Here is a 23,257-nt window from a genome sequence, read left to right as displayed (position 1 = left end):
GTGGCGACGACAGCCCCGGCCGTAGCGTAGAAGTCGCCGGGATTCGGACCCGACCCGAACGGGTCCGAACCCGGCGACGGACCCAACGCTACGCGATGTTCGGCGTCACGTGTCAACCATTCGGCGTGGCGTGCTGCATTCCGCAACCGAATTGCGTTTCCATCGCGCGTGCAAGGCCGAAAGGCGCAAAGTCGGCGGCCATCGGGCCTGCAGCGAGTTCAGAGCAGCGCGCTCAGCTCCGACCGCGCGTGCAGGTCCCACTTCGCGAACACCCGCGACAGGTGCGCGTCGATGGTCCGCACCGACAGCCCGAGCTGCTCGGCGATGCGCCGGTTCGACAGTCCCTGTGCCGCGAGCTCGGCGACCTCGTACTCACGCCGGGTGAGCGGTGTCCGGACCCGTCCGGCGGTGACCGCCATCCCGCACGAGGCCAGCACCGTCTCGGCCGCGATCGTCCTGGTGCGGTCGCCGGCCCGGATCGCGTCGGCGTACTCGACGATGGCCGCGGCGAGTGGTCCGTCCACCCGGGCCGCGGCCTCGCGCATCCGGTCGAGCGACCCGGAGGTGTCCTGCCCGTTCAGCATGTCGTTCGCGTAGTGCAGCGTGTGCGCGTACATGACGTGCGTCCACGCCCCGCTCGCCGTCGCCCGGTCGATCAGCTCGTCCGCGTGTCGGAGCCCGGCGGGGTTGCCGAGCACCGCTTCGGTCCAGGACACGGTCGTCGCGATCTGCTCGCCGGTGATCCGCATGGCCCGCGGCGGGGTCGTCCGCGCGCGCTCGAGGGCGGCGCCCGCTTCTTCGGCGCGGCCCGCGTACGCCAACGCCATCGCCAGCCGGGCCCACGGGTACGCCCCGAACCCGCCGTGGTCGGCGACCGCGTACCGCTCGCACGCGGCGGAGAACGCGGTGATCGCGTCGTCCCAGCGGCGCTGCCCGAGCGCCAGGTTGCCGGCGCCGATGAGCTCGAGGGTGAAGTCGTACTTCAGGAAGGGGTTCGACCGGTTCAGCGAGACCTCGGTGAAGAGGTCCTCGATCTCGCCCCGCCAGACCTGGACCTGGTGCAGGACGGAGATGAGTTCGCCGACGCTCCACGGCGCTTCCTCGACGTGGGCCGCGGCCGTCGCCAGGGACGCCCGCCCCAGCGTCATCGCGTCGTCGAGCCGCCCGGCCGTCGCGAGCGCCATCACCGCGCAGGGTGCGACGCAGAGGAAGGACACCGGGACGGTGGGCGCGTCCACGATCCCGGACCGGTCGATCTCGACGCGGAGCTCCCCGAAGCGCCCGCCCCACCCGAGGTGCGCGAGCCGGAGCAGGCGGAGCCGTTCGGCAGCGTCGGCGCGGACCAGTCCCATCGCCACGTCGGTGAGGGCGACGGCGGCGAGCGGGTCGTCGTCGTGGAACTGCCGGATGTTCGCCAGGGTCTCGCAGGCCTCGATGACGGCCGTGTCGGCGACTTCCTCGTTGCGCGTCCGGACGATCTCCCACGCGGCCTCGGCGTCGGCGCGGCCGGCCTCGCGACCGCTGCTGTACCCGGTGGCGAGCGACCGCAGGCAGAGTGCCGCGACGCGCTCGGTCGGCGACAGGTCGGCACGGAGCACCGCGGAGCTGAGGGCGACGGCGCTCTCGAGCTCCTGCAGCCGGGTCGCGACGTGTGCGGCGTCGAGCAGCTGCGGCACGGGCGGGAGCACCCCGCACTCGAGCGCCCAGAGCGCGGCGCGGAGCCGGGCGGCCGGGACGGCACCGGCGGGGTGGTCGGTGCGGAAGGCGTTGGCCCGGGCGAACAGGGTGGTGCGCCGGGCGACGGGGACCAGGGAGCGGACGACCTCGCCGACGAGCGGGTGCGAGGGCCGGACGACCGGGGCGCCGTCCGCGAGCGAGTCGATCCGGACGAGGCCGAGCGCCACGACGCGGTCCACGTCCCCGCCGCCCACCAGGCCGAGCAGCCGGGACAGCGGGATCGGGTCCGCCAGTGCCACGATGTCGACGACGTCGCGGAGGTCCTCCGGCAGCGCGCCGAGCTCCGTCCGGTACATGTCCGCCAGGCTGTTCGACGCGGTGATCCGCCCCCGCCAGTACCACCCGGAGGCAGTGTGCTCGAGTGCGCCGGACGCCAGCGCGGCCCGCACCACCTCGCGCAGGTACAGCGGGTTGCCCTCGGTCGCCCGGTGCACGCGCTCCACGGAGGCGGACTCGAGCGGGGCCGCGAGGGCGTCGCCGATCAGCGCGGCGGTGTCCCGGAGGTCGAGGGGCCCGAGGTCGATCCGCTCGAGCAGGTCGTCCTGCCACAGCGACCGCAGCGGCTCGGCGAGCGCGGTGAAGTCCCGGCAGGTGAGGACCAGGCGGGCGCCCTGGTGCCGGACCAACCAGGCGACGTACCGGGCGGAGATCGCGTCGAGGTGGTCGGCGTCGTCCACGCGGAGCAGCAGGTCGCGGTCCACGACGTCCGCGGCCTCGCGCAGGCGCTGCTCGGCTCCGGCCGCGTCGGCGAGGACCTCGGCCGGCAGGTCGCCGAGCCGTTCCGAGACCGCGCCGAACGGCATCGAGGCGCCGGTGGCGACCGCGGTGATCGGGACCACCAGGAGTCGGCCGTCGCCCTCGCGGCCGGCGACCCGGTCGGTGACGCGGGCGGCAGCGGTGCTCTTCCCGAGCCCGGGTGCACCGACCAGCGCGACGCTCGTGCGGTGCTCGGCGACGACGGAGACGGCGCGGTCCTCTTCGCGGCGCTGCACGATCGGCCAGGCGATCCGGGCGGGGACGTGACGACGTCGGCGGTCAGCGGCCGTCGAACCGGTCATCCAGCGTCACCTCCACCCATGGGATACCACTCGGTACGATCCATCTTGCCCTGGAACGGCCTGGACGGGCAGGCCGGAGCACGTCCCACAGTGGGGGACAATGGAGTCGTGAGCAACACCGATCAACCCGACGACGCTCCGGTCCCCGAGCCCGCCACCGTCTCCACCCCGGACGAGGTCACCATCCGTCGTGCCCCGAAGTTCGGGGTGTTCATCGTCGGTGGCGCACTGCTCGGCTTCGTGGTGACGGTCATCGTGATCGCCCTCACCCTGAATCTGGACCGCGGCGACCAGACCGAGACGGTCGGCTTCAGCGGGCTGGTCGGCTACTTCGGCCTGTGGGGCGTCGCCATCGGCGGCTTCGTCGGCGCGGTCGTCGCCATCGTGCTGGACCGGGTCTTCGCCCGCCGGGCCGCCCGCCTGACGGCGGAGCGGGTCGCGGTGGACATGCCCCCTGAGACCGTGGACGGCGAGATCGAGGACCACGGCGACCAGCGTCCGTAGTCGCGACCAGATCGACGGACGGGAGGCCCGGTGCCAGCTGGCACCGGGCCTCCAGTCCGTCTGGTGGTCGCGTTCGCGACCAGCTCAGCTGAGCTGGTTCGCCTCCACCCAGGAGAGGTACTCCGGGCTCACCGTGCCGGTCACGTACTCGCCCGTGAAGCAGCTCATCTCGAGGTCCGTGACGTCGGAGCCCTCGATGATGGCGTCCCGCATGTCGCCGATCTCCTGGTAGATCAGGTGGTCGCTGCCGAGCACCCGGTTGATCTCCGGGATCTTCCGGTCGTGCGCGATGAGCTCCTGCCGGGTCGGCATGTTGATGCCGTACACGTGCGGGAAGCGGACCGGCGGAGCCGCGCTCGTGAAGGTGACCTCGTTCGCGCCGGCGGCGCGGGCCATCTCGACGATCTCCTTGCTCGTCGTGCCGCGCACGATCGAGTCGTCGACGATCAGGATGTTCTTGCCCTTGAACTCGGACGACATCGCGTTGAGCTTCTGGCGCACGGAACGCTTGCGCTCCGCCTGCCCGGGCATGATGAACGTCCGGCCGACGTAGCGGTTCTTGTAGAAGCCCTCGCGGTACTCGATGCCGAGCTTCTGCGCGACCTGCATCGCGGCGGGTCGGCTGGAGTCCGGGATCGGCATGACCACGTCGATGTCGCCGGTCGGGGCGTACTGCGCGATCGTGTCGGCCAGGCGGTTGCCGAGGCGGAGTCGGGCGTCGTACACCGAGATGCCGTTCATGACGGAGTCGGGGCGCGCGAGGTAGACGTACTCGAACGAGCAGGGCACCAGGCGCGGGTTCGCCGCGCACTGCCTGGCGTGCATCGTGCCGTCCATCTCGACGAAGATCGCCTCGCCCGGGGCGACGTCGCGGACGATGTCGTAGCCACCGGACTCCAGCACGAGCGACTCGGACGCGACGACCCACTCGGACTTGCCGGCGTCGTCGAACTTGTGTCCGAGGATGAGCGGCCGGATGCCGAACGGGTCGCGGAAGGCCAGCAGCCCGTGGCCGGCGATCGTCGCGATCGCGGCGTACGAGCCCTCGACCCGCTGGTGCACGCGTTCGACGGCGTCGAAGACCTGGCCCGGGTCGAGGTCGGCGCCGCGCACCTGTCCCTGCAGCTCGTGTGCCAGGACGTTCACCAGGAGCTCGGTGTCCGAGCTCGTGTTGAGGTGCCGACGGTCGATGTCGAAGAGTTCACGCGTCAGTTCCCGCGTGTTCGTCAGGTTGCCGTTGTGGACGAGGACGATGCCGTAGGGCGCGTTCACGTAGAACGGCTGGGCTTCCTCTTCGTTGCTGGCGGCACCCTTCGTGGCGTACCGGACGTGCCCGAGCCCCATCGTGCCGAGGAGGGCACGCATGTCACGGGTGCGGAAGGACTCCCGCACGTGACCACGGGTCTTGTGCATGTGGTGGATGTGACCCTCGACCGTGGCGATGCCCGTCGAGTCCTGTCCCCGGTGTTGCAGGAGGAGCAGAGCGTCGTAGATGGATTGGTTTGCAGGCCCCTGCGCAACGAGGCCGACGATGCCGCACATTCGCGGTGTGCTCCAGACCGTAGAATCGGGTGGTACCGAACAAGTCTGCCATGCCACGACGGAGGACTCCGCATGCCCAACCCGTACGCAGAGGCCGGGGTCGACACCGCCGCCGGTGATCTGGCCGTCGAGCTGATGAAGTCCGCGGTCGCGGCGACCCACAACACGTCCGTGCTGGGCGGCGTCGGTGGTTTCGCTGGGCTCTACGACGTCTCGTTCCTGAAGGACTTCTCACGGCCGCTGCTGGCCACGTCGACCGACGGCGTCGGCACGAAGGTCGCCATCGCGCAGGCGATCGACAAGCACGACACCATCGGCCAGGACCTCGTCGGCATGGTCGTCGACGACATCGTCGTGGTCGGCGCGAAGCCCCTCTTCATGACGGACTACATCGCATGCGGCCGGGTCGTGCCGTCCCGCATCGCGGACATCGTCGCCGGGATCGCCCGCGGCTGCGCCGAGACCGGCACCGCCCTGGTCGGCGGCGAGACCGCCGAGCACCCGGGTCTCCTCGGGCCGGACGACTACGACGTCGCCGGTGCCGCGGTCGGTGCGGTCGAGGCCTCCGCCGTCCTGGGTGCCGAGCGCGTCCTCGACGGGGACGTCGTCCTGGCGATCGCGTCCTCGGGGCTGCACTCGAACGGGTACTCGCTCGTGCGGCACATCCTGTCGTCGCGCGGGGTCGGCTTCACGGACACGCTGCCCGAGTTCGGTTCGGCTTCCGTCGGCGAGGCCCTGCTCGAACCGACGCGCCTCTACACGACGCCGCTGCTCTCCGTGATCTCCTCGCACGAGGGAGCGGTGCACTCGCTCTCGCACGTGACCGGTGGTGGCATCGCGGCGAACCTGGCGCGCGTGCTGCCCGTCGGGTCCTGGGTCGAGGTCGACCGTGCCACCTGGGAACCCCTGCCCGTCTTCCGGGTCCTCGCCGACATGGCGGGCACGCCGATCGAGGACACCGAGAGCACCTGGAACCTCGGCATCGGCATGTTCGCCGTGGTGTCCGCCACCGCGGCGTCCGAGGTCATCGCGTCGCTCGGGTCGGCCGGGCTCGCCTCGTGGGCGGTCGGCACGGTGTCGACGTCTCCGCGCGAGCTCGACGGCTTCGAGCAGGGCGCGAAGGGCGTCGACGGCGGCGCGGTGCGCCTCACCGGGACGTACGCGGGCTGAGGCGCGCGGCGCTCGCGGGCGCGCGTGCTGCGCGGGCCCGCTCTGCGGAACTCTTTCGACACCGTTCGTGTCGATCGACTCGTGCCGTGTCGAAGCTTGCGGACGCAGGTGATGCGTTTGCAAGCTCCGACACCGTTCGTGTCGATCGACATGTGCGGTGTCGACTCATGCGCACACACGAACGCCGCGCCCCGGAAGGGTGCGCGGCGTTCGAGTCCCGCGGGTCAGGCGGACTTGTTCTGCTGGTCCTGCTGGGGCTCGAACTCGTCGTCTTCCTCGTACTGGTCAGGCCCGTATTGGTCTGCCCAGCGGTCGACGTAGGAGTTCTCGTCCGAGTCGTGCCCGGCGGAGAGCTCGCGTTCGAGCGCACCGTAGTTCGTCTCCGGGCTGAAGTACTTCAGCTCCCGGGCGACCTTGGTGTGCTTTGCCTTCTGACGGCCGCGCCCCATGCGTGACCCCCTCGTGTGTCGGCTCGTGTCCAGTGCTACGGGAGACGAGTCATCACCCGGAGAATCCGAACGGTTCGTGGTTGGAAATCTGCCGATCACTCTACCATGTACCCCTATCTGGACATGGCCCCCGACCGTGCGCGTCCAGCAGAATCGGAAGTGATGACGGACCTGACACCGACCGCCGACGACCAGCACGCCCGGGTGGTCGTCATCGGTGCGGGGCAGGCCGGGCTCTCCGTGGCGTACCACCTGCGCCGGCTCGGCCTGGAGCCGGGTACCGACCTGGTCGTCCTGGACCGGGCCCCGGCCACGGGTGGCGCCTGGCAGTTCCGCTGGGAGGCACTCCGGCTCGGCGCGGCGCACCGGGTGCACGACCTGCCCGGGATGGGTGCGATGGGGCTCCGGTTCGACGATGCCGACCGTTCCCGGCCGGCACGGGACGTCGTCGGCGAGTACTACCGACGATTCGAGGAGTACTACGGGCTCCGCGTCCGGCGTCCGGTGGCGGTGACGAGCGTCACCCGCACGGCCGGCGGGCTGTGTGTCGCGACCCGCACCGCCGACGGGCACGAGAGCCGGATCCACGCCGAGGTGGTCGTCAACGCGTCCGGTACGTGGGGCACCCCGTTCGTGCCGTGGTACCCGGGGCGCGACACGTTCGCCGGACGGCAGATCGACACGACCGAGTACCGGAGCGCGTCGGAGTTCGCCGACCAGGACGTCGTCGTGGTCGGCGGTGGGACGAGCGCGATCGGCTTCCTGCTCGAGCTCGACGGCGTCGCCCGGTCCACGCGGTGGTTCACCCGGCGTCCCGTGGTGTGGTCGGAGACGTCGGCGCTCGACGTCGAGTCCGCCGTCGCCGCGGTCGACGAGCAGGACCGGGCGGCCCGTGCCGGTGAGGTCCTGCCGAGCATCGTCAGCGGCACGGGCGTCCCGGTGTCCCGGCGGATCCGGGCGGGTCTGGACCGGGGGGTGCTGCACGACGAGCCGGTGTTCGCGAGCATCGAGCGCGACGGGGTGGTGACCGCGGACGGCGAGCACGTGCGCGCCGACGCGATCGTGTGGGCCACCGGGTTCCGCGCGGACCTCCGGCACCTCGCGCCGCTGCACCTGCGGACCGCGAAGGGCGGCGTCGTGGTGTCCGAGGGTCGCTCGCAGGAAGAACCGCGCCTGTTCCTCGCCGGGTACGGTCCCCAGGCCTCGACGATCGGCGCGAACCGGGCCGGACGGCTCATCGCGCGCCAGGTGATGGACGCGCTCGCCGCACCCTGACCTCGCACGGTGCGAGGCCCCGCGCCGCGCCCCCGCAGTGTGCGAGGTTCCGTACTGCGTGCGCGGCCTTGCGCCTCGCACAGTGCACGCAACCTCGCACACTGCGGAGCGGGCGCGCGCGGCGCGCAGCGCCCGCGCAGCGCTACGCGGGCAGGGGCTCGGAGAGCCCGCGGCGGCGACGGCGCGCCCGCAGCACGAGCGCGTCGAGGGACAGGCGGCCCGGGCCGGTCAGCGCCACCGCGAGCGCGGCCGCCGCGAGCACGAGCACGTACTCGAACCCGCCGTCCTGCGAGAAGAACCCCGCGGAGGAGTGGGCGAGCACCCCCGCGACCACCATGTCGACCGCGAGCAGCACGCCCACGATGCGCGTCGCGACACCGAGCACGAGCAGGATCCCGCCGACGAGTTCGAGTCCGGCCACCAGGGGCGCCGCGACCTCGGCGAGGGGGACGCCCATGCCGGAGAAGCCCTCGGCGACGGCGGGGATGCCCTGCCCGAACTTCTGGGCGCCGTGGGCGATGAACACCACCCCGAGGACGACGCGGAGCACGGTCAAGCCGATCGATGTCGATGTCGTTCGCATGCCCACGACGGTAGAGGTTGACGTGTCATCGATCACCCCTGTCCGGGGGTCTCGCCGGGTATCGCCAGGACATGCCCAGCCCGGAGTCCGCAGAAGAGCGGACCCGTCAGGAGGTCGCGCCGATCGTCCCCGAGCTGTCCGTGCCGTCCGGGGTGCCCCGACCGGTCTTGGCCTGCAGGCGGTCGATGTGCTCGGACGCCTCGGCCTTGGAGAGGTCGGCGGGGAGTTCCTCACCGGCTTCACGCGCCAGGGTGTCGAGGTAGCTGCGCTGCGGGCCGGTCATCGGCTCGTCGCCGGTGACCCACTGCTCGGGGTCCTTGCTCGCGGTGGTCGAGGGGTCGGGGCGTGCGCCGCCGAGGGTCTCACCAGATGCATCACTCATGCCGCGAACGCTACGCGCGACCCACGACACCGACATCAGGCGCGAGCCCGATCGGGGGACGCCACGCCACCGACGCCACACCACCGACGCCACGCCGACGCCGGCCGCCGACCTCAGGCCGGCACCGCCGTGTACCGGACCAGGTCCGGGCCGACCTCGTTCGCCGCCAGCGGCACCGACCGCCCGTCGCGCGTCACCCAGAGCGTGTTCGCCGGTTCGTCGAGCCGCTCCACCGGCAGCAGCGACCCGTCGAGGAGCACCGACGCACGCACCCGGACCGTCCCGGACGGTACGCGCGGCGGCAGCCCCGGCACGTCGTCCGCGTACGCCGGGTACGTCCCGGGCGCCAGCAGCGGGCTGATCGGGGTGGTGACGATCTCGACCCCCGCGGCGCCGGAGCCGGTCACGGCGCCGGCCGTGACGGTGACCAGCCGGACGACCTGGTCCTTCGGGAGCGGCGCGTCCACAGCGCCGGAGCCGGCCAGTGCGCGGAACGCGGGCCGACCGTCGGGGGCGAGGTGGGCCTCCCGGCCGTCGATCTGGACGCGACCGCGTCCCCGGGTGTCCGCGTAGACACCGGCTTCGAGACCGGAGCGACGTGCCTCGATGAGCGGGACGACGACCCGGTCGGGGCGGTACCAGTCGCGGAGCGTGGCGGGGTCGACCCAGCCGATGCTCGCGACGCCGCGGGCGAGTTCCGCGTCGTCGTCGACGGCGCGCTCGTCGAGCGCGCCGAGCGGGTGCTCGCCGCGGACGGCGACCAGCCCGGCGTACCGGTCGTCGAGCGGCGCGTGGTCGAGGACCTCGACGCGCTTGGAGACCTTGCCGCCGTGGCCGTCGAACGTCGCGTAGGTGCGCAGGTCGGGAACGTCGGTCATGGCTTCAGATCGTATGCCGGGAGGCCCGGGTCACTCCGCGGACGTCGGCGTGCGTCCCGGGGAGGCGGGCACCAGGGCCTTGAGCTCGCCCGTGCACAGGGCCGGGTCGACGCCGTCGGCGGGGCCGGCCGGACGGGTCACGCGGCGCGACTGCGTGCCGGCGCGCTGGACCGAGAGGCTGTTGCGCTGGGCCGACCGGAGGAGCCGGTCGTCCTCCTCGCTGCGGAACACGCCGTTCGGCGAGCGACGGAGCGCGGGACGGACGGGCTCGCCACGGCGGTCCTGGCCGGGGAACGGGCGGGAGCGGCGGCCGTAGAGCAGCTCGGACGAGTCGAGCAGCCACGGCACGAGCGCGACGGTGACGCCGTGCACGAGCAGGAGCTTCTTCCGGATCCGGCGCCCGCGGTGGTTGTGGAGCAGGCCCTCCCACCAGTGGCCGACGATGAAGACCGGCGTGTAGACCGTGACGACCTCGGAGCCGTGCTGCATCCGGTGCGCCTTGATGTACTTGATCAGGGGCATCGAGATGTCGCGGTACGGGCTCGGGACGATCGTGAGCGGGACCTCGATGCCGTGCTCGGCCCACTGCTGCCGGAGCAGTTCCGCGTCGGCCTCGTCGATGGAGACGTGCACCGCCTCGAGGTCGGCGTGCTTCGCCGCGATCGCGTAGTCGAGCGCCTTGAGCACCGGCTTCTGGAGCTTGTTCACGAGGACGATCGCGTGGTCGCCGGTCGCGCCGAACTCGGTCTCGACGTCCGCCTCGATCTCGTGCTTGACGTCGCGGTAGTAGCGGTTCACGCCGAGCATGAGCACGAACAGGACCGGCATGATGACGAACACCAGCCAGGCGCCGTGCGTGAACTTCGTGATGGTGACGATCACCAGGACGACGAACGTGAAGGTCGCGCCGGTCGCGTTGATCGCCCGGGAGCGCATCACCTGGCCGCGGTTGACGGGCTCGGTCGCGGTGCCGTCGCGGTCCTCGCGGAGCAGCCGCGTCCAGTGCCGGACCATGCCGGTCTGCCCGAGCGTGAACGACACGAAGACGCCGATGATGTACAGCTGGATCAGGCTCGTGACGTTCGCCCGGTAGACCACCAGGAGCGCGGCCGCGACGAGTGCGAGGACGATGACGCCGTTGCTGTAGATCAGCCGGTCGCCGCGGGTCGAGAGGGCCTTCGGGGCGTACGAGTCACGCGCCAGGATCGAGCCGAGCAGCGGGAACCCGTTGAACGCGGTGTTGGCCGCCAGGAGCAGCACCGCTGCGGTCGTCGCCTGGATGACGAAGAACAGCACGGAGTTGTCGCCGAAGGTCGCCGCGGCGATCTGGGCGATGAGGGAGCGCTGCGGCGTGGTGGCGCAGTTCGCGAAGCCCTGCAGGTCGCATGCTCGTTCGGCGTAGTGCACGCGGGCGACGAGCGCCAGGGTGATCAGCCCGACGAACAGGACGATGGCGATGCCGCCCATCGCGACCAGGGTCGCCTGGGCGTTCTTGACCTTCGGGCGGCGGAAGGCCTGCACGCCGTTCGCGATCGCCTCGACGCCCGTCAGCGCGGAACAGCCGGAGGCGAAGGCGCGCAGGAGCAGCAGGATGAAGGCCGCCTGCGTGGTGTGCTCGACGTTCGTGATCGTGTAGTTCGCGGACTCGGCGACCGGGGCGTTGCCCGCGAGCACCCGGACCAGGCCGGTGACGACCATCACGAACACGCTCGCGACGAACAGGTAGGTCGGGATCGCGAAGGCCTTGCTGGACTCCCGGACGCCACGGAGGTTCGCGGCCGCGAGCAGCACGACGAACAGCAGGGCGAGTTCGACGCGGAACTCGTTCAGGACCGGGAGCGCCGAGATGATGTTGTCCACGCCCGAGGCCACCGACACGGCGACGGTCATGACGTAGTCGACGAGCAGTGCGCTCGCCACGACCAGGCCGGCGCGTTCACCGAGGTTCCGGTGCGCGACCTCGTAGTCGCCGCCACCGGAGGGGTACGCCTTGATGAGCTGCCGGTAGGACGCCACGACGACGAGGAGCAGCAGGACGACGAGCGCGGCGACCCACGGTGCGAAGGTCAGGAACGACATCCCGCCGAGCAGCAGGATCATCAGGAGCTCCTGCGGCGCGTACGCCACGCTGGACAGCGGGTCGCTCGCGAAGATCGGCAGTGCCAGGTGCTTCGGGAGGAGCTGTCCCTCGAGCTTCTCGGAGGGGAGGGGATCCCCGATCAGTCGCGACTTCAGCGACCGGATCTCGTTCGTCACGAGCGGCAAACCTACTCATTTCCGGGCGCGAGTCAACACGGGTGCCGAGCGCGGTATTCCGCCTCGGGTGCGGTTGTGTCGGCCGGTTCCCAGATTGGTGCTTGCGGTTGACGCAGCGTCAACCCGTAGCGTGTCCTGCATGAGCGATCCGACAGACACCGGCGACCCAGCTGCGAAAGCACCGCACGGCATCGCCGACGTCGCGCGTTCCGCCGGTGTGTCGAGCCGCACCCTCCGGCACTACGACGCGATCGGGCTGCTGCCCGCGACCGCGGTCGGGGACGGCGGTCTGCGGCGCTACGACGACCGAGCGCTCGTGCGGCTCCAGCGCATCCTGCTGCTCCGGGGCCTCGGGCTCGGACTGTCCGCGATCCGGGACGTCCTCGACGGCGAGCAGGACGACGTCGTCGCGCTCACCGCACACGTCGCGTGGCTCGAACGGGAACGCGACCGCATCGCCCGGCAGCTGCAGGCGGTGCGCACCACCATCACCAGACTCCGGAAGGGAGAGGACATGACCACGCACGACACGTTCGACGGATTCGACCAGACGCGGTTCCGGGACGAGGTGGCCGAGCGCTGGGGCGCCGACGCCTGGGAGCGGGGCGCGGCGTGGTGGGGCGCACAGGACGGCTCGGCGAAGGCCGCGTTCCAGGCCGAGCAGCGCGCGATCGCGACCGACGCCGCAGCGCTCGCCGCGTCCGGCGCGGGTCCGTCGTCCGAGCAGGGCGTCGCGCTCGCCCGCCGGCAGTTCGCGTGGCTCGCGCAGGCGACGCCGCCAGCCGAGCTCACCGCGGAGCGGTTCCGCACGCTCGCTGACATGTACGTCGCGGACGAGCGGTTCACGCACGCCTACGAGTGGGCGGGCGCCGGCGCGTCCCGCGCGCTCCGCGACGCGATGCACGCGCTGGCGGACGCGGGGCTGTAGCGCCGCGCCGCGCGGTGGCGCGGCCGCGCGCCGCTGGTGCGGTGCGGCTTCGCACAACCGAAAACGGCCCGAACCACGGAAACGCGTGGTTCGGGCCGTTTTTGGTTGTGCGGCGGGCCGACAGGCGGCGGGCAGGCCGCGGGCCGACAGGCGGCCGGGCCGCGGGCCGACGGGAGGCCGGGGTCGCCCCCGCCCCGCCGGCACGGCTGTCAGAGCGACTTGCGCAGGGCCTCGAGGCCGTCGCGCAGGCGCGTGACGGTGTCCGGGCCGAGCGTCCCGCGGGTCGCACGGCGACGGAGGTCGGCGCGGACCTGCTGCCGGAACGACGACAGCGCCATCTCGAGCTCGCGGAGGGCGCGGGCGCTCTCGGACGGGACGGTGACGGGCTCCTCGGCGTCGGCGCTCTGCGCGGAGGCGGCGAGGTCGGCACGGAGTGACCGCATGGCGTCGCCCACCGAGGCGCGGACGCCGTCGGCCAGGGACTTCACGGAGTCGTTCACGCCGGCTTCGAGCGAGGCGATCTCGTCCGCACGGGCAGCGAGTTCCGCGCGGCCGGCCTCGGTGATCGCGTAGACGGTCTTCCGGCCGTCAGCGGTCTTCGACACGAGGCCGTCGTCCTCGAGCTTCGCCAGGCGCGGGTAGACCGTGCCGGCGCTCGGGACGTACGTGCCGCCGAAGCGGTCGGCGAGGGCCTGGATGACCTCGTACCCGTGCATCGGGTGGTCGGCGAGCAGCACGAGCAGGTAGAGCCGCAGGTGGCCGTGGGCGAATACCGGGCTCATTCGGGTGCCTCGCTCTCGTCGACGACGGTCGGGGTGGCCGTCGGGAAGCCCGCGGTCGTGGTGGTGTCGGTGTCCGCCGGGGGAGCGGTGGCGACGGGCGGTGCGTGCAGGACCGCGATGTCGCCGGACACCGAGTTGACGCGGAGGTCGAGCCAGGCGCCGGAGAGCTCGCCGCCCTGCTTGACGTAGGACCCGCGGACGCCCTTGATCTCGGCGTCGTCGAACTGCAGCTTGCCGGACGCGGTGCTGACGGTGCACCGGAAGGGCACGCCGTCCTCGAGCCGGACGCTGACCGAGCCGGACACGGTGTTCACGCGCGCGGAGTCCGGGGTGCCGTGCAGGTCGAGCACGACGTCCGCGGAGACACCGTCGGCCGAGAAGCGCGGGATCTCGCCGGTCGCCACGACGTCGCCGGAGACGGTGTGCACCGTGAGGGCGCCGTCCAGGTCGCGCATCGTGGTAGTGCCGGAGACCGCGTTGACCGTGACGTCACCCGCGACGCCGTCCACGACGAGGTCCCCGGAGACGGTGTTCAGCGTCGCGCCGCGGTTCGTGCCGGAGAGCAGCGCGCCGGCCGACACCACGCCGAGGGTGACCCCGGCGTCGCGCGGCACCAGGATGCTGACGTCCGCGTGTGCCTTGCCCCGGAAGGACTTGAGGAACCCGATGGGGTCGTCCCAGCGGATCTGCGGGTGGTCGACGGTGAGCGTGTCCCCGTCGAGCTCGACCTTGAGCGCCTTGCCGGACACGCTGTGGACCTCGACCCGTGCCGTGGGTTCGTCGTGTGCGACGACGTCGACCTGCCCGCCGACGAGGCCGACGCGCAGTGACCGGACGATGCCGGTGTCGATGACCTTGGGCTCCTCGACGAGCCACTTCTCCTGAGCCATGTTGTCTCCTCGAACTCGCGATGTATCGCGTCTGGTGAGGGACACGTTATATCGCGTCTTGCCAACTCGCAAGGGTCGTCGGGCGATTCACGGGACGGGCGTGGGCTCCGTGGCGGAGGCGAGCCGGGCCTCCCGGCCGGTCGTGCCGTGACCGGTGCGCTCCGGCGACCACGGGAACCGGCGGAAGAGCGGCATGAGCGGCTGGACCATCGGGCCGATCACGAAGGCGGCGACCACCGTCCCGGCGCCGACGTCGCCGCCGAGGAACCAGCCGACCACGACCACGGTGACCTCGATGACGGTGCGGGCCAGCCAGATCGGCCAGCCGAGGCGCTCGTGCACGCCGACCATCAGGCCGTCCCGCGCCCCGGTGCCGAAGCCGGCGCCGATGTAGAACGCGGTCGCCAGGGCCAGCAGTAGGAGCCCGGCGACGAACAGGCCGATCCGTGCCGGCAGGCCGTCCGGGGTGGGCACGAGCCAGAGCACGAGGTCCGCCGACGGGCCGATCGCCAGGGCGTTGAGCAGGGTGCCGATGCCGGGCTTCTGGCGGAGCGGGATCCAGAACAGCAGGATGATGCCGCTCGACACGACCGTGATGACGCCGAACGACCACGGCACCACGTTCTCCAGGCCCTCCGTCAGCACCGTCCACGAGCTCACCCCGACGATCGCGCGGACCTGCAAGGCGGTGGCGGCGCCGTAGAGGAACAGGCCGACGAAGAGCTGCGCGAACCGGAGGGTGAGGGCGACGGGGCGGGACATGGCTCCGATGCTCGCCGGGATTGGACTGCCGGTCGAGAGCCAATTCCGCTAGCGTGGATCGCATGACGCCGGTCCTGCTCAGTGCTCGTTCCGCCGCCCTGCTCCTCCGTGAGTGGCGCGACGGCTCCGACGCCCCCGCGTACGAGGCGCTCGCCGACGCCGTTCGCGTGCTCGTCATCGACGGCCGGATCCCGCTCGGCGCGCGGATGCCCGCGGAACGCGGTCTGGCCGAGACGCTGGGCGTGTCCAGGACCACCGTCGCGAACGCCTACGCGCGGCTCCGCGGCGACGGGTTCCTGCTGTCCGTCCGTGGGTCCGGCAGCGTGGTGCAGCTGCCGCGGGACCTCGCGGGGCGGCCGGACCCGGAGCGCCTCGGCGGCGTGGTCACGGGCGACGTCCTCGACCTGCGGAAGGCGGCCATGCACTCCGCCCCCGGCGTGGCGGAGGCCGTCGAGCGGGCGGTGCGCCACGTGCCGGCGGCGCTCGCCGGGATCGGGTACGACACCGTCGGCGACCCGGGGCTGCGTGCCGCGATCGCCGACCGGTACACGGGACGCGGGTTGCCGACCTCGCCGTCCGAGATCGTGGTGACCATCGGCGCGCAGCACGCCATCGCGCTGCTGGCCAGGGTGCTCGTCCGGCGCGGCGACGCCGTGCTCGTCGAGTCGCCGACCTACCCGCACGCGCACGAGGCCTTCCGCGAGGCCGGCGGCCGACTGATCGGCGTGCCCGTCGACTCCCGGACCGGCTGGGACGTCGGCGTGCTCGAGACGGCGCTCCGGCGCTCGGCGCCGTCGGTCGCCTACGTGATGCCGGAGCTGCACAACCCGACCGGGGCGACCATGTCGGCCCAGGCCCGGTCCACGCTGCTGTCCGTCGCCGCGTCCACGGGGACGACGGTGATCGCGGACGAGACGATGGGGGAGCTCCGGATCGACGGCGACGCCTCGCCGCCGCTGGCCGCCGCGGCCGACGGGACGGGCGCCGCCGTCGTGATGATCGGGTCGGCCGACAAGGTCTTCTGGGGCGGGCTGCGGATCGGGTGGGTCCGCGCGTCGCCGGACCTGCTGCAGCGGCTGCTGCTCGCCCGCCCGACGGGCGACCTCGGCACGCCGGTGCTGGACCAGCTGGTCGCGCGGGAGCTCTTGCCGCGGACCGAGACCGTCCTGGAGGCCCGGCGCGAGTACCTGCGACAGGGTCGCGACGAGGTCGTGGGCGCGTTGCGCGCGCGGCTCCCGGAGTGGGACGTCCCGTCGCCGGCGGGCGGGTTGACGACGTGGGTGGGGCTCGGGCGACCGGTGTCGAGTGCGCTGGTGCTGGCCGCGCGGTCCGAAGGCGTCGTGTTGGCGTCCGGCGGGGTCTTCGGCCCGGACGGCGGGTTCGAGCGGTTCCTCCGGGTGCCGTTCACGATGCCGCCGGCGGACCGCGTCCGGCTGGTGGACGTGCTCGAGCGGGCGTGGGGGCGGATCGGCGGGACGTCGGCCGGCGTGCAGGGGTCGTTGGCCGCGGTGGTGTGAGGCGCGGGCGCGGGTCGTCCGTCATCCTGTCGGCTGATCCTGCGCCGTGCTGATCCGCCCTACGGGTGATGTCCCGCGGCGGGCAGCTCACCATGCTGGGGTCATGACGCCGACCATATCCGCTCCGCCCGTCCCGCCGGTCCCCGCGGTGCCGGTCGCCGCCCGGGTCTCGATGCTGCTCGGCGGCGCGCTGCTGGCCGGCGTGCTGACGTCGTACGGTCAGGGCGTGCCGGGGCTCTCGACGGCGTCGAACGCGGCCGGTCCCTGGTTCCTGGTGGCCGTGGCGCTGCTGCTCGTCGCCCGGGTCCGCGGCGGTCGGGTGGGGATGCCGCTGGCGATGCTCGGCGGTGTCGTCGTCCTCGAGCTCATGCACGTGGGGTACTGGGCGACGTCGAACCTGCGCGGGTTCCCGGACGTCCTCGCCGTCACGAACCCCTGGGTGCTCCTCGCCGTCCCGGCCGGGGTGCTCGCCGGTGCGGTGGCGGTGCTCGTGCGTGCCCCGGACGAGCGGTGGCGGGGAGCCGCGGCCGGGGCGACCGGGGCGGTGCTCGTCGGGGAGGGCATCCGGGCACTGCTGCGCGTGGCGTCCTCGACCGGTGCCGCGTCCTGGGTCGTCGAGATCGTCGTCGGGGTGCTCGTCGTGGCTGCTGGCGTCGTGTCCGCCCGGTCGCCGATCGGCCGGGTCGTCGCGCTCGGCGTCGGGGTGGTCGGGACGGTCGGGGTGCTCGTCGCCTACCTCGCGCTCGGCGGCTAGGGCCCAGGGGCGCACTCCGGCACCCGGCTGCGAACCGGTGTCGGCGCATCCTGCGAGGATCGGATGGTGCACCTCCTCTCGGTCTTCAGCCTGCGGAACCGCGCGCTCATCGCGCTGGTGACGATCGTCGTCGCGATCTTCGGCGGCATCTCGCTGTGGAGCCTCAAGCAGGAGCTCATCCCGAGCGTCCAGTTCCCGCAGGTGGCGATCGTCAGCGCCTACCCGGGGGCCACGCCGGAAGTCGTGTCGAACGACGTCTCGACGAAGATCGAGCAGGGCATCCAGGCGGTGCCCGACCTCAAGTCGACGACCGCCACGTCCTCGACCGGGCAGAGCGTGGTGTCCGCCGAGTTCGACTACGGCTCGAACCTGGCCAGCGCCGAGGACAAGATCCAGACCGTCGTGAACGCGCTGTCGCTGCCCGACTCGGTCCAGACCCAGATCGTCACCGGGTCCTTCGACGACCTGCCGGTGATCCAGCTCGCGGTGTCCGCCAGCGGGAACCAGGAGCAGCTCGTCGACCGGCTGAACGCGACCGCGATCCCCGACCTCGAGAAGCTCGACGGCGTCCGCGAGGCCGACGTCTACGGCAACCCGGGCCGCCGCGTCCTGATCACCCCGGACCGGGACGAGCTCGCCGCTCGGGGCCTCTCCGAGACGGCCATCAAGGACGCCCTCGACGACAACGGCACGCTCATCCCCGGCGGCACCATCACCCAGGACGGCTCGACGCTCTCGGTGCAGACCGGGCAGCGGATCGCGTCCGTGGCCGACATCGAGGCGCTGCCCCTGACCGGCGGCGGCGCGGCGACCACGGTGGGAGACGTCGCGAAGGTGGCCATCACCGAGTCGCCGCGGACGTCGATCAGTCGCGTCGACGGACAACAGGCACTCACGATCTCCATCACGAAGACGCAAGAGGCGAACACCGTCGACGTGTCGAAGACCGTCCGTGCCGCGCTGCCCGACATCGAGTCGAAGATCGACGGCAACCCGCAGTTCACGGTCGTGTTCGACCAGGCGCCGTACATCCAGCAGTCGATCGACTCCCTCGCCGAAGAAGGCCTGCTCGGCCTCGCGTTCGCCGTCGTCGTGATCCTCGTCTTCCTGCTGTCGGTCCGCTCGACGATCGTCACCGCGATCTCGATCCCGACCTCGGTGCTCCTCGCGGCGATCGGCATGCGCGCGGCGGACTACACGCTGAACATCATCACGCTCGCCGGGCTCACGATCGCGATCGGCCGTGTGGTGGACGACTCCATCGTCGTCATCGAGAACATCAAGCGGCACCTGCAACCGGGCGTCGACCGCAGGCAGGCGGTGCTCGACGGCGTGCGCGAGGTCGCGGGCGCGGTCACGGCGTCCACGCTGACGACGGTCGTGGTGTTCCTGCCAGTGGCCTTCGTCGCCGAGCTCGTGGGTGAGCTGTTCCGACCGTTCGCGTTGACCGTGACGATGGCGCTCATCGCGTCGCTGCTCGTCGCGCTGACGATCGTGCCGGTCCTCGCGTACTGGTTCCTCCGCGCGCCGAAGGGCCACAAGCACGCGGGCACGGGGTCGCCGACAGCGGCGGACCCGGCGGTCCGTCCCGCGGACCCGGCGCTCCGTCCGGCGGACTCGGCGCTCCGCTCGGCGGACGACCTGCACGACGCCGGCGCTCCCGACCGGCTCCGCCGCGGGTACCTGCCGGTGCTGCACTGGGTCCTCCGGTTCCCGGCGCTCGTCGTCGTGCTGGCCGTCCTGGTGCTGGGCGGGACCGCGGCGGCGCTGCCGTTCGTCAAGACGAACTACCTCGGCGACTCCGGCCAGAACACGTTCACGGTGACGCAGGACCTGGCGCCGGGCACCTCGCTCGACGTCCAGTCGGACGCCGCGCGCAAGGTCGAGCGGCAGCTGCGGGCGGTGGACGGCGTCGACACCGTGCAGACCACGATCGGGTCGAGCGGCCAGTCGATCCAGGCCGCGTTCGGCGGTGGCGGGACGGCATCGATCCAGTACGCGGTCACCACCGACTCCGACGCCGACCAGACCCGGATCCAGTCCGACACCCGGAAGCGGCTCGACGCCCTGGACGGTGCCGGCGAGATCGCGCTGTCGTCCTCGGGCGGCGGCTTCGGCGGCAGCAGCGACATCGAGGTGGACGTCACCGCCCCGACCCAGGCGCAGCTGCAGACCGCGGCGGACAAGGCGCTCGACACCCTGAAGGACGTCGCGCACACCACCGGGGCGTCGAGCAACCTCTCCGCCGCCGAGCCGTACCTGGCCGTCCGGGTGGACCGCGTCAAGGCCGGGGCACTCGGCCTCACCGAGACGCAGGTCGGCGGGATCGTCGCCGCGGCGGTCTCCCCGCAGGACACCGGCACGGTCGAGATCGACGACGCCTCGCTCGACGTCTACATCGCCGACCCGGAGCCGCCGACCACCGTCGACGCGCTGCGGGACCTGTCCCTGCCGACGTCGACCGGGCCGGTCCCGCTGTCCGACGTCGCCACGGTCGAGAAGGCCGACGGCCCGACGACCGTCACGACCTCGGACGCGGTCCGCACGGCGACGATCACGGTCACGCCGGACTCCGCGAACCTCGGGGCGGCCGTCACGGCGGTCACCTCGGCGGTCGACCAGCTCGACCTGCCGAAGGGGGCGTCGGCGACGATCGGCGGGGTTGCCTCGAGCCAGTCGTCGGCGTTCAGCCAACTGCTGCTCGCCGCACTCGTCGCGATCCTCATCGTCTACGTCGTGATGGTCGCGACCTTCCGGAGCCTGCTCCAGCCGCTGCTGCTCCTGGTGTCGGTGCCGTTCGCCGCCACCGGCGCGATCCTGCTGCAGATCGTGTCCGGCATCCCGATCGGGGTCGCGTCGCTGATCGGCGTACTCATGCTCGTCGGCATCGTCGTGACGAACGCCATCGTGCTCATCGACCTCGTGAACCAGTACCGGCGGCGGGGACTCCGCGTGCGCGAGGCGCTCATCGAGGGTGCGACGAGGCGACTCCGGCCGATCCTGATGACGGCCCTGGCGACGATCTTCGCGCTCGTGCCGATGGCGATCGGGGTCACCGGGCAGGGCGGCTTCATCTCGCAGCCGCTCGCGCTCGTCGTGATCGGCGGGCTGGTGTCCTCGACGCTGCTGACCCTGGTCGTGCTGCCGGGGCTCTACTACCTGGTCGAGCGGGCGCGGGAGCGTCGGGCGGACCGACGTGCGGCCGAGGGGGACCCCGTCGCGCCGACGGAGGGCTAGCGGCTGCCGGCGTCCTCGTCGGGGGCGCCGGCACCGCTGAACCACGCGACCAGGACGCAGGTGAGCGTCGTCAGGAACGCGATCGCACCGAGCTGGGCGACGAGCGAGGTGTGCCCGGTCGCGGCCCCGTAGCCGGCGAAGCCGACCGTGACGAAGAAGGACAGCCCGAGGAGCAGCTCCGCGCCGGTGCGGACGGGGGAGTGTCGGTCCCAGGTCGTCGCGGGGCGTGCGGGGCGGGTCGAGGTGTCGGTCACACCGTGCAGTCTCCGTCCGACGGGCCCTTCCGGGGCAGACCCGAGTCCGGGTGCCACCCGCCCGGGGTACAGCCGGGGTCGGCGCTGTGACGGACCGCGTCGCCGCGGCTCCTGAGCCCTGATCCGGCTCAGCCGAGGTGGCGTCGGAGGAACGACACGACGCGTTTGCTCATCGCCTCGTCGAGTTGCGCGATGGAGTGCGCGGTGCCCTTGACCGCGACGAACGTCACCGGCACGTCGTGGGATCGCAGCGTGGCCGCGAAGTCCTGGGACTCCCACAGCGGGATGAACTCGTGCGTCGAGTGCCCGATGAAGAACGGTGCCGTGTCCGCGGTGACGTTGTCCGTCGGCGACGCCCTGGCCGCCGCCGGGCACGAGGAGTACGTCGAACAGCCGAGGTACAGCAGCTGCTTGCGCTGGAACGCCGCCGACACCCCGTCCGGCTCCGTCGAGCGTGCGGTGAGGTCCGTCGGCCCGCTCAGGTCGACGACCGCCCGGATCCGGTGCCCCTCGGCGTAGGCGGTGGACTCGTGGTCCTCGACGGCGAGCATCGCCGCGAGGTTGCCGCCCGCGCTGCCGCCGAACACCCCGATCCGGTCGACGTCGACGTCGTAGGTCGACAGGGTCGTCGGCCGGTACACCCAGTCGAGCGCCCGCCGGACGTCGTCGAGGCCGGCGGGGAAGGGGTCCGTCGGTGCCAGGCGGTAGTCGACGTTGAACGTGACGAAGCCCTGCGACGCCAGGTACTTGCACACCGAGCGGTAGGCGGCGGTGGCCTTGTCGCCGTGCGACCAGCTGCCGCCGTGGATCATCAGCACCGCCGGCCGGGTCCCGGTGGCGGCCTTCGCAGCGGCCGCGGTCGCCTCGGCGGCGGGGATGGCGGCCGAGTCGCCGGCGTCGCGGGCAGCGGCCGCAGCGGCATCCGCTCCGGCCCCCGTCCCCGCCGCCGCGGTCGGTGCGGCCGAGGGCGTCGCCGTGGTCTCGGGGGCACTGTCGACCGGCAGGCAGACGTCGAGTTGCTGGAGCCGGTCCGTGCCGTACGGCACGTCCGCGACGACGTCGATGCCGTGGTACCGCAGCGAGAGCGGGTAGATCACGGGGTCGGCGGTCACCGTGGCGTTCTCGTCGCCGGTCGGATCCGAGCTGCACGAAGTGATCGCGCCGAGCGCCACGACCGCGGCGACGAGCGCGATCAGCGTGCGACGGCCGGACCTCATCGCCGACAACGGTATCCCGAGGTGCTGCGCGACGCATGACGCCGTTCACCTCGTGGTGCCAGGATGAGCGGCACACCACCGTCGATGCAGGAGGACCCGTGAGCCGACGCAAGGCATGGAACGCCGATCCGGAGCCGCTCCTGCGCGTGGACGAGGGCTTCCTCCTCGCCGACGTCGACCCGGACGGCACCCCGGGGTTCCCCGGACGGAAGATCGACGGACTCGAATCACTGGCGGCCGGTGCCGACCGGCTATCGGCGCTGCAGGAACGGCTCTGGGCAGCGGCGACCGCCGGCGACCAGCGCCGTGTGCTGCTCGTCCTGCAGGCGATGGACACCGCGGGCAAGGGCGGCATCGTGTCGCACGTCGTCGGCGCGGTCGACCCGAACGGCGTGCACTACGCCGGCTTCAAGGCGCCGACGGCCGAGGAGCGCGAGCACGACTTCCTCTGGCGCGTCGAGCGGGAGCTCCCCGGTGCGGGACAACTCGGCGTGTTCGACCGGTCGCACTACGAGGACGTCCTCATCCAGCGCGTGCGGTCGTTCGCCCCGCCGGCCGAGATCGAGCGGCGCTACGGTGCGATCGTCGACTTCGAGAACCGCCTGGCGGAGCAGGGCACGACGATCGTCAAGGTGATGCTGCACATCTCCAAGGACGAGCAGCGCGCCCGGCTCGGGGACCGCCTCGACCGCCCGGACAAGCACTGGAAGTTCAACCCGGGTGACATCGACGAGCGGCTGCTCTGGGACGACTACCAAGAGGCGTACCAGATCGCCTTCGACCGGACCTCGACCGCCGTGGCGCCCTGGTACGTGGTCCCGGCGAGCCGGAAGTGGTACGCCCGGCTGGCGGTCCAGCAGCTCCTGCTCCGCGCGCTCGAGGACATGCACCTGTCCTGGCCCGCCGCGGACTTCGACGTGGCCGAGCAGCGCCAGCGCCTCGCCGAGTCCTGAGGGGTGGTTTCTCGGCGCCGGGTCACGTAGGCTCACTCGGTCGGCCTTCGACACCGCGGCTGCGAGCCGCGGACGTGTTTGGGTGTTGTGTAGTTCGAGGGCTGGAATCACGTCGATTCGACGACGGGA

Annotated in this window: 20 protein-coding genes; 8 read left to right on the top strand and 12 right to left on the bottom strand. The window is 72.2% G+C overall.

The genetic code is table 11. The features are described from left to right. Window positions 1–218 precede the first annotated feature (218 nt). Window positions 219–2,795 (bottom strand): response regulator transcription factor, encoded by a 2,577-nt coding sequence (locus ACIPJY_RS05055; protein WP_400463171.1) that lies wholly within the window; start codon window positions 2,793–2,795, stop codon window positions 219–221. Window positions 2,796–2,903: 108 nt separating this feature from the next. Between ACIPJY_RS05055 and ACIPJY_RS05050 the strand changes: the two genes are divergently transcribed. Then, a complete protein-coding gene (locus ACIPJY_RS05050; RefSeq protein ID WP_400463168.1) occupies window positions 2,904–3,299 on the top strand; it encodes a hypothetical protein in 396 nt (131 codons plus the stop codon). Between the two features lie 84 nt (window positions 3,300–3,383). Here the strand turns inward: ACIPJY_RS05050 and purF are convergent, their stop codons facing one another. Continuing rightward, complete coding sequence (gene purF, locus ACIPJY_RS05045) at window positions 3,384–4,841, bottom strand: amidophosphoribosyltransferase (protein ID WP_400463165.1); 1,458 nt, start codon at window positions 4,839–4,841, stop codon at window positions 3,384–3,386. A gap of 72 nt (window positions 4,842–4,913) precedes the next feature. Here purF and purM point away from each other — a divergent pair, with 72 nt between their 5' ends. After that, window positions 4,914–6,011, top strand: a complete 1,098-nt coding sequence (purM, locus tag ACIPJY_RS05040) for a phosphoribosylformylglycinamidine cyclo-ligase (RefSeq protein WP_400463163.1) — start codon at window positions 4,914–4,916, stop codon at window positions 6,009–6,011. 224 nt (window positions 6,012–6,235) lie between these two features. Here purM and ACIPJY_RS05035 read toward each other — a convergent pair whose 3' ends face one another. After that, a complete protein-coding gene (locus ACIPJY_RS05035; RefSeq protein WP_123654398.1) occupies window positions 6,236–6,460 on the bottom strand; it encodes a DUF3073 domain-containing protein in 225 nt (74 codons plus the stop codon). 162 nt (window positions 6,461–6,622) lie between these two features. Here ACIPJY_RS05035 and ACIPJY_RS05030 point away from each other — a divergent pair, with 162 nt between their 5' ends. Further along, window positions 6,623–7,735, top strand: coding sequence for an NAD(P)-binding domain-containing protein (locus tag ACIPJY_RS05030; protein ID WP_400463159.1), 1,113 nt, complete (start codon window positions 6,623–6,625; stop codon window positions 7,733–7,735). A gap of 142 nt (window positions 7,736–7,877) precedes the next feature. Here the strand turns inward: ACIPJY_RS05030 and ACIPJY_RS05025 are convergent, their stop codons facing one another. The 4 genes from ACIPJY_RS05025 to ACIPJY_RS05010 all read right to left on the bottom strand — a co-directional run bounded on the left by ACIPJY_RS05025 (window position 7,878) and on the right by ACIPJY_RS05010 (window position 11,843). Continuing rightward, a complete protein-coding gene (locus tag ACIPJY_RS05025) occupies window positions 7,878–8,318 on the bottom strand; it encodes a DoxX family protein (RefSeq protein ID WP_400463157.1) in 441 nt (146 codons plus the stop codon). A gap of 106 nt (window positions 8,319–8,424) precedes the next feature. Further along, entirely contained in the window at window positions 8,425–8,700 is a 276-nt protein-coding gene (locus ACIPJY_RS05020) for a DUF3072 domain-containing protein (protein ID WP_400463154.1), read from the bottom strand. 113 nt (window positions 8,701–8,813) lie between these two features. After that, window positions 8,814–9,578, bottom strand: a complete 765-nt coding sequence (locus ACIPJY_RS05015) for a hypothetical protein (RefSeq protein WP_400463151.1) — start codon at window positions 9,576–9,578, stop codon at window positions 8,814–8,816. A 30-nt stretch (window positions 9,579–9,608) separates the two neighbouring features. Further along, window positions 9,609–11,843 (bottom strand): APC family permease, encoded by a 2,235-nt coding sequence (locus tag ACIPJY_RS05010; protein WP_400463149.1) that lies wholly within the window; start codon window positions 11,841–11,843, stop codon window positions 9,609–9,611. A gap of 130 nt (window positions 11,844–11,973) precedes the next feature. Between ACIPJY_RS05010 and ACIPJY_RS05005 the strand changes: the two genes are divergently transcribed. Then, window positions 11,974–12,762: a MerR family transcriptional regulator gene (locus tag ACIPJY_RS05005; protein WP_400463147.1), complete on the top strand. Its 789-nt coding sequence runs from the start codon at window positions 11,974–11,976 to the stop codon at window positions 12,760–12,762. Between the two features lie 209 nt (window positions 12,763–12,971). On the opposite strand, the gene ACIPJY_RS05000 is transcribed toward ACIPJY_RS05005, so the two are convergent. From ACIPJY_RS05000 to ACIPJY_RS04990, 3 genes are all read right to left on the bottom strand, one after another. Then, on the bottom strand, window positions 12,972–13,544 hold the full coding sequence (locus ACIPJY_RS05000) for a PadR family transcriptional regulator (RefSeq protein ID WP_400463144.1): 573 nt from the start codon (window positions 13,542–13,544) through the stop codon (window positions 12,972–12,974). Next, window positions 13,541–14,434 carry a DUF4097 family beta strand repeat-containing protein gene (locus ACIPJY_RS04995; protein ID WP_400463142.1) on the bottom strand — a complete coding sequence of 298 codons (894 nt, stop codon included), beginning with the start codon at window positions 14,432–14,434 and terminating at the stop codon, window positions 13,541–13,543. The genes ACIPJY_RS05000 and ACIPJY_RS04995 overlap by 4 nt, the downstream gene beginning before the upstream one ends. Before the next feature lie 87 nt (window positions 14,435–14,521). After that, window positions 14,522–15,196: a YitT family protein gene (locus ACIPJY_RS04990; RefSeq protein WP_400463139.1), complete on the bottom strand. Its 675-nt coding sequence runs from the start codon at window positions 15,194–15,196 to the stop codon at window positions 14,522–14,524. Between the two features lie 62 nt (window positions 15,197–15,258). On the opposite strand from ACIPJY_RS04990, the gene ACIPJY_RS04985 reads away from it, so the two are divergent. The 3 genes from ACIPJY_RS04985 to ACIPJY_RS04975 all read left to right on the top strand — a co-directional run bounded on the left by ACIPJY_RS04985 (window position 15,259) and on the right by ACIPJY_RS04975 (window position 20,704). Beyond that, window positions 15,259–16,713, top strand: a complete 1,455-nt coding sequence (locus ACIPJY_RS04985) for a PLP-dependent aminotransferase family protein (RefSeq protein WP_400463136.1) — start codon at window positions 15,259–15,261, stop codon at window positions 16,711–16,713. Window positions 16,714–16,816: 103 nt separating this feature from the next. Continuing rightward, window positions 16,817–17,467, top strand: a complete 651-nt coding sequence (locus ACIPJY_RS04980) for a DUF6518 family protein (protein ID WP_400463133.1) — start codon at window positions 16,817–16,819, stop codon at window positions 17,465–17,467. A gap of 66 nt (window positions 17,468–17,533) precedes the next feature. Next, complete coding sequence (locus ACIPJY_RS04975) at window positions 17,534–20,704, top strand: efflux RND transporter permease subunit (protein ID WP_400468144.1); 3,171 nt, start codon at window positions 17,534–17,536, stop codon at window positions 20,702–20,704. Here ACIPJY_RS04975 and ACIPJY_RS04970 read toward each other — a convergent pair. Continuing rightward, window positions 20,701–20,958, bottom strand: coding sequence for a hypothetical protein (locus ACIPJY_RS04970; protein ID WP_400463127.1), 258 nt, complete (start codon window positions 20,956–20,958; stop codon window positions 20,701–20,703). The genes ACIPJY_RS04975 and ACIPJY_RS04970 overlap by 4 nt on opposite strands. 128 nt (window positions 20,959–21,086) lie before the next feature. Further along, the gene (locus ACIPJY_RS04965) at window positions 21,087–22,175 is read right to left on the bottom strand and encodes an alpha/beta hydrolase (protein ID WP_400463124.1); all 1,089 of its coding nucleotides are present in this window, start codon (window positions 22,173–22,175) and stop codon (window positions 21,087–21,089) included. A 98-nt stretch (window positions 22,176–22,273) separates the two neighbouring features. On the opposite strand from ACIPJY_RS04965, the gene ACIPJY_RS04960 reads away from it, so the two are divergent. After that, window positions 22,274–23,128: a PPK2 family polyphosphate kinase gene (locus ACIPJY_RS04960; protein WP_400463121.1), complete on the top strand. Its 855-nt coding sequence runs from the start codon at window positions 22,274–22,276 to the stop codon at window positions 23,126–23,128. Window positions 23,129–23,257: the final 129 nt, after the last annotated feature.

Origin of the sequence: Curtobacterium sp. NPDC090223, from assembly GCF_044746585.1 — a bacterium.
GTDB lineage: Bacteria > Actinomycetota > Actinomycetes > Actinomycetales > Microbacteriaceae > Curtobacterium.
Note: the sequence above shows the minus strand (reverse complement) of the source record. Positions and strands in the feature narration are given on the sequence as shown.